General features: G+C 44.2%; 7 protein-coding genes and 1 pseudogene. 5 read left to right on the top strand and 3 right to left on the bottom strand.

Annotation, left to right across the window (positions count from 1 at the left end; genetic code table 11):
- Window positions 1-88: 88 nt before the first annotated feature.
- On the top strand, window positions 89-598 hold the full coding sequence (gene purE, locus QZY09_RS24200) for a 5-(carboxyamino)imidazole ribonucleotide mutase (RefSeq protein WP_295677153.1): 510 nt from the start codon (window positions 89-91) through the stop codon (window positions 596-598).
- Between the two features lie 106 nt (window positions 599-704).
- On the opposite strand, the gene QZY09_RS24205 is transcribed toward purE, so the two are convergent.
- Window positions 705-1,268 (bottom strand): YqgE/AlgH family protein, encoded by a 564-nt coding sequence (locus QZY09_RS24205; RefSeq protein ID WP_096351717.1) that lies wholly within the window; start codon window positions 1,266-1,268, stop codon window positions 705-707.
- 213 nt (window positions 1,269-1,481) lie between these two features.
- On the opposite strand from QZY09_RS24205, the gene pdxH reads away from it, so the two are divergent.
- From pdxH to QZY09_RS24225, 4 genes are all read left to right on the top strand, one after another.
- A complete protein-coding gene (gene pdxH / locus QZY09_RS24210) occupies window positions 1,482-2,129 on the top strand; it encodes a pyridoxamine 5'-phosphate oxidase (protein ID WP_295677156.1) in 648 nt (215 codons plus the stop codon).
- Window positions 2,126-2,623, top strand: a complete 498-nt coding sequence (locus tag QZY09_RS24215; RefSeq protein ID WP_295677158.1) for an NADH-quinone oxidoreductase subunit C — start codon at window positions 2,126-2,128, stop codon at window positions 2,621-2,623. Before pdxH ends, QZY09_RS24215 begins: the two co-directional genes overlap by 4 nt.
- A gap of 115 nt (window positions 2,624-2,738) precedes the next feature.
- Complete coding sequence (locus QZY09_RS24220; RefSeq protein ID WP_295677159.1) at window positions 2,739-3,596, top strand: cupin-like domain-containing protein; 858 nt, start codon at window positions 2,739-2,741, stop codon at window positions 3,594-3,596.
- Window positions 3,597-3,981: 385 nt separating this feature from the next.
- The gene (locus tag QZY09_RS24225) at window positions 3,982-5,106 is read left to right on the top strand and encodes an NADH-quinone oxidoreductase subunit D (RefSeq protein WP_295677162.1); all 1,125 of its coding nucleotides are present in this window, start codon (window positions 3,982-3,984) and stop codon (window positions 5,104-5,106) included.
- A gap of 181 nt (window positions 5,107-5,287) precedes the next feature.
- Here the strand turns inward: QZY09_RS24225 and QZY09_RS24230 are convergent, their stop codons facing one another.
- Both QZY09_RS24230 and QZY09_RS24235 read right to left on the bottom strand, forming a co-directional pair.
- A complete protein-coding gene (locus QZY09_RS24230) occupies window positions 5,288-6,385 on the bottom strand; it encodes a S1C family serine protease (RefSeq protein WP_295677161.1) in 1,098 nt (365 codons plus the stop codon).
- A gap of 13 nt (window positions 6,386-6,398) precedes the next feature.
- A pseudogene (locus QZY09_RS24235) lies at window positions 6,399-6,531 on the bottom strand (sigma-70 family RNA polymerase sigma factor); the annotation flags it as partial.

Consider the following 6,531-nt stretch of genomic DNA (forward strand, 5'->3'; position numbering starts at 1 on the left):
CAAGTACCTATTGGATAAATATTTAACAGTTCGATAAAAATTTTCCATTTTTGCGGCTGGATATTAGCAAATAAAAAAACACCCGATCATGAGCGACAAATCATCAGGCAGCAACTCTCCCAAAGTAGGAATCATCATGGGCAGTAAATCCGACTTAAATGTGATGCAGGATGCAGCCGATGTGTTAAAAGAGCTAGGCGTACCTTATGAGATTACGGTCGTTTCCGCGCACCGCACCCCCGACCGTATGTTTACCTATGCCCGTGAAGCCGCGGGCCGCGGTTTAAAAGTGATCATCGCAGGAGCAGGCGGCGCCGCCCACTTGCCGGGCATGGTGGCCTCGTTAACCCACTTACCTGTGATTGGTGTCCCCGTAAAATCAAGTAATTCCATCGATGGCTGGGACTCTATATTATCTATCCTGCAGATGCCAAACGGTATCCCTGTAGCTACAGTGGCGCTTAATGCAGCGAAAAACGCAGGCATCCTTGCCGCCCAAATCTTGTCTACGGCCGATGAACAGATCGTTCAAAACCTCATCGCCTTTAAAGAAAATCTGAAGAAAAAAGTGGAAGAGTCAGCAAGCGAAATGAACTAAATCGTTACCGGTTGATAAATAGTTGGCTGTGGGGACACAGCCAACGGGGTTTCTGATATTTCTTCTTCTTTCGGACTTCCGGACTTCACTGACTTCCGGACTTCACTCAATTCAACTCCGGATTCTCCGGGAAATTAGCAATATGAGCGTAGCGCTGGCCCAGGCCGATCACCGCTTCGCGCCAGAGGTTTTCTTCATTGCCATTAAAAATTGTTTCGGGTTTTATACGATTGGCAACAATCCAGCTGTCTTCCTTTATCTCATTATCCAGTTGTTCGGGCGTCCAGCCGGAATACCCGGTAAAAAACCTGATCTCGTCTTCTTTTAACTGGTAACTGGTGATCAGTTGCTTTACTGTTTCAAAATCGCCTCCCCAAAACAGGCCCTCGCCGATGTCAATACCACCATCAATTTTTTCGGGGCAGCGGTGAATAAAATGCAGGGTATTATTGGCGACAGGACCACCGATAAAAACCGGCAGTTCTGAATAGGATACATCAGGTAAAATATCACCCAACAGAAACTCTCCGGGATGGTTCAAAATGAACCCCATGGCGCCGGCTTCAGAATATTCTGTCAATAAAATTACGGACCTTTTAAAATTAGGGTCCATCATAAAAGGTTCCGATATCAAGATGCGCCCCGAGGCCGCCGGAATAGAACTGAGCATACGGCTAAAATTTTTGTTAATATAACAAGTTTTATAAAAATATGTTGCACCGGGGAAAAAAGAACCAAGAGCCAGGAATCAAGAAAGGAAAAAAAAGACGTCAATTTCAGTCCTGATCGCTGGCTCTTCATTCCTTATTCCTAATTCTTCATTCTTGGCTCTTGGCTCTTGATTCTTGACTCTTTCCTTTTAATTATTCGTAAGTTTGCACCGATGAACCAGGATAACTTACAAAATATGCGCGAGGATTATGCCTCCGCCGAATTATCGGAAAATTCGGTAAAAGCCGACCCTATAAAACAATTCGGGATATGGTTTGATGAGGCCCAGGAAGTTAACGTTCCTGAGAAAAATTCCATGACCTTATCCACCGCAACCCATGATGGCAGGCCGTCGGCACGTGTGGTATTGCTTAAAGGTTACCATGAAGGCGGTTTTGTTTTTTACACCAATTACCTTAGCCGTAAAGGAAAAGAGATCAACAAAAATCCCCTGGGCGCTTTAACGTTTTTCTGGCCTTCGCTGGAACGCCAGATCCGTATCGAAGGTATTTTGGAAAAAGTAAGCAAAGAAGAATCTGAAAAATACTTCCACTCGCGCCCGCGGGAAAGCCAATTGGGCGCATTAGCCTCGCCGCAAAGCCAGGAAATCCCCAACCGCGAAAGCATCGAGAAAAAATGGAATGAACTAACCGCAGAATATGAAGGCAAAGACGTTCCGAAACCATCATTCTGGGGTGGATACATTTTGAAACCACGGTTGATAGAATTTTGGCAGGGACGCCCAAGCCGCCTGCACGACAGGATCGTTTATAAAAAAATCGACAACAAAAACTGGAAAAAAGTCCGATTGGCACCATGAGTTTTGAGGAAATTAAATTATTGCTGATTGAAAAATTTGGCGAAGGGGTAATTGTGGGTGAAGAAACCGGCGGCATGCAACCCGCGTTGCTGATCGACCCTGACCAGATTGCCAATGTATGCCTTGAACTGCGCAATAACCCACATACCTATTTTGATTTCCTATCCAGCATTACGGGTGTAGATTATGGCGTTGAATCAGGCCGCTTCGGTGTGGTTTATCACCTGGCATCTATCCCCTTTCAAACACAATTAACGCTAAAAATCAGCAAAAACAATAGCAGGGACCTGAATGACCTGCCCGAATTTCCGAGCATCACCTCCGTTTACCGCACCGCCGACTGGCACGAACGCGAAGCGTATGACCTTATCGGTATATTCTTCGAAGGCCACCCCGATTTGCGCCGTATCCTGCTGCCGGATGACTGGGAGGGTTTCCCGTTAAGGAAAGATTATAAAAATGCAGAGTTTTATAAGGGGATAAGGATTGATTGAGGCCCCCTAACCGCCTAAAGGGGAAATTAATAGGGTTAACAAATCACTAATCTCTATCCCCCAACCTTTTACCTTTTTTTTCGTATAACACCGTCGTTTACCATCAATTAAAACCATGGATATTATAAGAAGAGACGACATTTCTTACGAAGAATTCATCGAGGAACATTACAAACCCGGTATCCCTTTAGTTTTTACAAAGGCCGCTAAAGTTTGGAAAGCAAACGGACTTTTTACACCTGATTGGTTCAGGGAAAATTATCCCGACCGCGAAACTGATGTTAGGGGAACGGCTTATAAGATGAAGGACGTTATGGACCTGGTGGAAAAAAGCACCGCAGAAAACCCGGCACCCTACCCTATTATTTTCGACATAAAGAAAACTTTACCGGAATTAATGCCATTGATAAAACCACTCGATTTGAATTATGCATCGCCAAACTGGCTGAACAATAAAATGTTTAACCTTGGTAAATGGGGAGCAGTAACCGAATTATTTATCGGCGGCCCGGGGGGTAAATTCCCCTACCTGCACCTTGATTATTACCATTTAAATGCCTGGGTTACGCAACTATACGGCGAAAAACGTTTCACCGTTTTCCCACGCGGGCAGGAACATATGCTCTACCCCCGCCCTGATGATCCATGGCGTTCAGAGTTGAATATTTTTGAACCTGATTTCGAAAAATTCCCTAAATATAAGGATGCCACTCCTATTCATTTTGTGGTGGGCCCCGGCGAAACTTTGTTTATCCCTTTTGGTACCTGGCATTCGGCCTATTCATTAACACCTACCATTTCGGTAGCCTTTGATACGCTGAACAGCAAAAACCACAAAGAATTTATGAAAGATGTGTGGACCTTTAAAGGCCGCCAGGGTAAAGCAAAGGCCATCGCAATGTACAGCTATGCCTGGCTGGCAACCCAAAGCAGCAAGTTAAGCGAAAAATTAAGCGGAAAAGCAGCATTGTGATTTCGGATTTTTTAATGCGGAAGTCGGATTGCCGAATACGGAATGATTAAATAGCCTAATTAATATAAACTATATAAAAGTGAGCCTGCGGTTTAATTACCACGGGCTTTTTTATTTACAAACCAGTCATGCTCATAAAATCTTTGTGCCCTTTGCGTAATTCTTTGTGTCCTTTGCGGTAAAAATCGCCGTACAAACAAGTTTAATTTCTATTTCCCCTCCGGTCCCAACGATTTAATCTTTAAATTCAATAAATTTGAAAATTCGTAAATAAATCTGAAATCGAACATCCGACATCCGAAATAAATTGAACGTCACCGAACCAAAATATAACATCGCTCTAAACAACTACAATCAAAAGATCGCGGCGGCGGCTACCGAAGACATGGTACTGAATATGGGTCCGCAGCACCCTTCAACCCACGGCGTTTTGCGGCTGGAGCTGATCACCGATGGCGAGATCGTTAAGGAAGTGATCCCGCATATCGGTTACCTGCACCGCTGTTTCGAAAAACATGCGGAATCGCTCACCTACCAGCAAACCATTCCTTTTACCGACAGGATGGACTACCTGGCGTCCATGAACAACAGCCATGCCTTTGTAATGGGCGTTGAACGGATGATGGGCATTGATAAAGACATCCCCAAACGGATAGAATATATCAGGGTGCTGGTTTGCGAGTTGAACCGGATCGCATCTCACCTCATCGCCATAGGCACGTATGGGATCGATATTGGCGCTTTTACGCCGTTTTTGTGGTGCTTCCGCGACAGGGAGCATATCATGGGCATGCTGGAATGGGCATCCGGTTCAAGGATGCTGTACAACTATATTTGGGTTGGCGGTTTATTTTACGACCTGCCCGTGGGTTTTGAAGAACGTTGCAGCGAGTTTGCCACCTACTTTAAACCCAAAATGGTGGAGCTGAACGAACTTTTAACCGATAACCAGGTATTTATTAACCGAACCGCAAATATTGGCGTATTGCCGCTGGATGTGGCCATTAATTACGGATGCTCGGGGCCAATGCTGCGCGGCTCCGGTTTGAAATGGGATTTAAGAAGAATTGACAATTATTCTGTTTACCCTGAACTGGAATTTGACGTACCTGTTGGCAAAGGCGAAATGGGCGCTGTTGGTGATTGCTGGGACCGTTATAAGGTAAGGGTTGATGAAATAGCGCAATCAGTCAGGATCATTGAACAATGCCTTGAACGGTTAAAAAAAGAACTGAAACGTACGCCTGATTTTGATCCCCGCGCCAAAATGCCCAGAAAAATTACACCGAAGGCACAGGATTATTATATACGCTGCGAAGGCGCCAAAGGCGAACTGGGTTTTTATTTTATCGCCGACGGAAAATCCGAAATACCTTTCCGTGTTAAAGCCCGTGCACCAAGTTTCAATAATTTATCCGTACTACCCGAACTGGCAAAAGGGGTAATGATCGCCGACCTGGTAGCCATTATTGGGTCGATTGATATTGTTTTGGGCGAGGTTGACAGGTAATAAACACTTCAAATATCGAACACCGAATGACGAATTATGAACCTGCCTGCCGGTAGGCAGGTATCGAAATAACTTCTGCATTGATCATTCAATATTCATTATTCGGCATTCAAATCCACCATAAAACAAAACGCCCCGGGTAAAACCCGGAGCGCCTGTGTATATATGATGTTAATTTGGGCTATTGATTATACACCTTCACCATAAACACAAAGTTTTGCAGTTTTTTGATCTGCTGTACGCGGCTTAAAGTTGCCAGTACATTTTTGGTATTGGTGTTGATAGGTTTTTTCAGCGAGTCAGCAGGGATATCCTGGATAGCTTTTAATAGGAAGTTCGACTTAATTGCAAACGCCGCGCCTTCTACGTGGGTTTGTTTGGCGTTAATAATACCAATAATATCACCCCTGTTATCCAGTAACGGACCGCCGCTGTTACCAAAATTAACCGGCGTAGACACCTGGTATTGCGTCGTATCGTTATTATAACCGGTACTTGCCGTCAAAAAGCCTGGCCCTAAAACCATGGCATCGCGTGGGAACCCTATCGTAAATACATTTTCGCCTATATCCGTTTCGGCCTTTTTAAAACTGTAAGGAATAGCGCCCAGCGTTTTAAAGGAAGGGTCGTTTATTGCCAGAACAGCAATATCTGTCGCCGGCTCCGAATAGATCACTTTCGCCTTATAAGCTTTTCCGTCCATACTTTGTACGTAAACAGAATCGGCATCTTTGATCACATGGTTATCCGTTACAATATACCCATCTGACGATATTGCAAAACCTGTCCCCCTGAAATTACCCGGATTTATATCACCAGTGTGCGGTGGGTTCAAATTATTGACTTTTTTACCTAGCTGATCAGTTTTCGCGCCGATTTTATTAATTCTATCTCTCAACTGCACAATATTCCCGTCCCTGTTGTTTAAATACCCGGTAAAAAACATCGTACACAATACCGCAAAAATGGCAATTGAAGCAGCCACCGATATTTTAGAATGATGGTTACGCCATAACTTCACAATAAAAGACGGCTGGATCATCAGTTCGTCCTCAAGCGTATGCACATCTATTTCGCTATGGATAGCATTTAACCGGCGTTCCAGTTCCAAACGTTCGCCATATTGTTTAATCAGACCCGTAAAATGCTTTTGCTCTGTTACTTTGTTGTTAATTTCGGCATTCTCATTCCTGAGGATCTCGAAACGCGCACGCTCATCCTTGGTCATTTCCCCGTTAAGGTACTTTTCAATTGCTTCAAGTAGCTGGTTATCGCTCATATTATTTCTCCCCTTATTTCTGCTGAAAAAATAACTTCTTCAGCCTTTGCAGGCATTTATATTTCTGGGTTTTGGCATTATCTGCATTGGTATATCCAAACTCCTCACAGATCTCCTTCATTGACCTGTTATTGATATAAAAGTCC

Origin of the sequence: uncultured Mucilaginibacter sp., from assembly GCF_903913935.1 — a bacterium.
Lineage (GTDB): Bacteria > Bacteroidota > Bacteroidia > Sphingobacteriales > Sphingobacteriaceae > Mucilaginibacter.

Bases quoted from the DNA above. Each gene is read 5' to 3' on its own strand.
- purE (WP_295677153.1), top strand. From the start codon at position 89: ATGAGCGACAAATCATCAGGCAGCAACTCTCCCAAAGTAGGAATCATC.
- QZY09_RS24205 (WP_096351717.1), bottom strand. From the start codon at position 1,268: ATGCTCAGTTCTATTCCGGCGGCCTCGGGGCGCATCTTGATATCGGAA.
- pdxH (WP_295677156.1), top strand. From the start codon at position 1,482: ATGAACCAGGATAACTTACAAAATATGCGCGAGGATTATGCCTCCGCC.
- QZY09_RS24215 (WP_295677158.1), top strand. From the start codon at position 2,126: ATGAGTTTTGAGGAAATTAAATTATTGCTGATTGAAAAATTTGGCGAA.
- QZY09_RS24220 (WP_295677159.1), top strand. From the start codon at position 2,739: ATGGATATTATAAGAAGAGACGACATTTCTTACGAAGAATTCATCGAG.
- QZY09_RS24225 (WP_295677162.1), top strand. From the start codon at position 3,982: ATGGTACTGAATATGGGTCCGCAGCACCCTTCAACCCACGGCGTTTTG.
- QZY09_RS24230 (WP_295677161.1), bottom strand. From the start codon at position 6,385: ATGAGCGATAACCAGCTACTTGAAGCAATTGAAAAGTACCTTAACGGG.